We start from the raw sequence: 1,688 nt of genomic DNA, 5'->3' as shown, positions 1-1,688 counted from the left end.
GGGGTTCCTTTGGGATCTACCCCTGTTCTGGCTTGCCAGCTCGGGACAGGGTTTGGAGTCCAAGGTCAACTATGAAGTGAAATGATCTACACCGGCTGGTCTGTTTCCTGTGATTCGTCGCGGGGGTGGGCCGGTGGTGGAAGGTTTTTCGACGGAGAGTTTGATCCTGGCTCAGGACGAACGCTGGCGGCGTGCTTAACACATGCAAGTCGAACGGTGATCCCCTTTCGGGGGGTGATCAGTGGCGAACGGGTGAGTAACACGTGAGCAACCTGCCCCTGGCTCTGGGACAACCACTGGAAACGGTGGCTAATACCGGATACGACCCGCCTCGGCATCGAGTGCGGGTGGAAAGTTTTTCGGCTGGGGATGGGCTCGCGGCCTATCAGCTTGTTGGTGGGGTGATGGCCTACCAAGGCGACGACGGGTAGCCGGCCTGAGAGGGCGACCGGCCACACTGGGACTGAGACACGGCCCAGACTCCTACGGGAGGCAGCAGTGGGGAATATTGCACAATGGGCGCAAGCCTGATGCAGCGACGCCGCGTGAGGGATGACGGCCTTCGGGTTGTAAACCTCTTTCAGCTCCGAAGAAGCGCAAGTGACGGTAGGAGCAGAAGAAGCACCGGCTAACTACGTGCCAGCAGCCGCGGTAATACGTAGGGTGCAAGCGTTGTCCGGAATTATTGGGCGTAAAGAGCTCGTAGGCGGTGTGTCGCGTCTGCTGTGAAAACTCAGGGCTCAACTCTGAGCTTGCAGTGGGTACGGGCACACTAGAGTGCTGTAGGGGAGACTGGAATTCCTGGTGTAGCGGTGAAATGCGCAGATATCAGGAGGAACACCGGTGGCGAAGGCGGGTCTCTGGGCAGTTACTGACGCTGAGGAGCGAAAGCATGGGGAGCGAACAGGATTAGATACCCTGGTAGTCCATGCCGTAAACGTTGGGCGCTAGGTGTGGGGTCCATTCCACGGATTCCGCGCCGCAGCTAACGCATTAAGCGCCCCGCCTGGGGAGTACGGCCGCAAGGCTAAAACTCAAAGGAATTGACGGGGGCCCGCACAAGCGGCGGAGCATGCGGATTAATTCGATGCAACGCGAAGAACCTTACCAAGGCTTGACATGCGCGGTGGAATCCCAGAGATGGGGTGTCATTTAGTTGGTCGCGTACAGGTGGTGCATGGTTGTCGTCAGCTCGTGTCGTGAGATGTTGGGTTAAGTCCCGCAACGAGCGCAACCCTCGTTCCATGTTGCCAGCACGTCATGGTGGGGACTCATGGGAGACTGCCGGGGTCAACTCGGAGGAAGGTGGGGATGACGTCAAATCATCATGCCCCTTATGTCTTGGGCTTCACGCATGCTACAATGGCCAGTACAGAGGGCTGCGAAACCGTGAGGTGGAGCGAATCCCAAAAAGCTGGTCTCAGTTCGGATCGGGGTCTGCAACTCGACCCCGTGAAGTCGGAGTCGCTAGTAATCGCAGATCAGCAACGCTGCGGTGAATACGTTCCCGGGCCTTGTACACACCGCCCGTCACGTCATGAAAGTCGGTAACACCCGAAGCCGGTGGCCCAACCCGTAAGGGGGGGAGCTGTCGAAGGTGGGACTGGCGATTGGGACGAAGTCGTAACAAGGTAGCCGTACCGGAAGGTGCGGCTGGATCACCTCCTTTCTAAGGAGCATCAACCACA

Annotated in this window: 1 rRNA gene; it reads left to right on the top strand. The window is 58.5% G+C overall.

The window, feature by feature from the left end:
- Window positions 1-148 precede the first annotated feature (148 nt).
- Window positions 149-1,669, top strand: a 16S ribosomal RNA gene (locus ACRYM6_RS22955).
- Window positions 1,670-1,688: the final 19 nt, after the last annotated feature.

It is taken from the genome of Kineococcus rugosus, assembly GCF_050871975.1.
Lineage (GTDB): Bacteria > Actinomycetota > Actinomycetes > Actinomycetales > Kineococcaceae > Kineococcus.
Note: the sequence above shows the minus strand (reverse complement) of the source record. Positions and strands in the feature narration are given on the sequence as shown.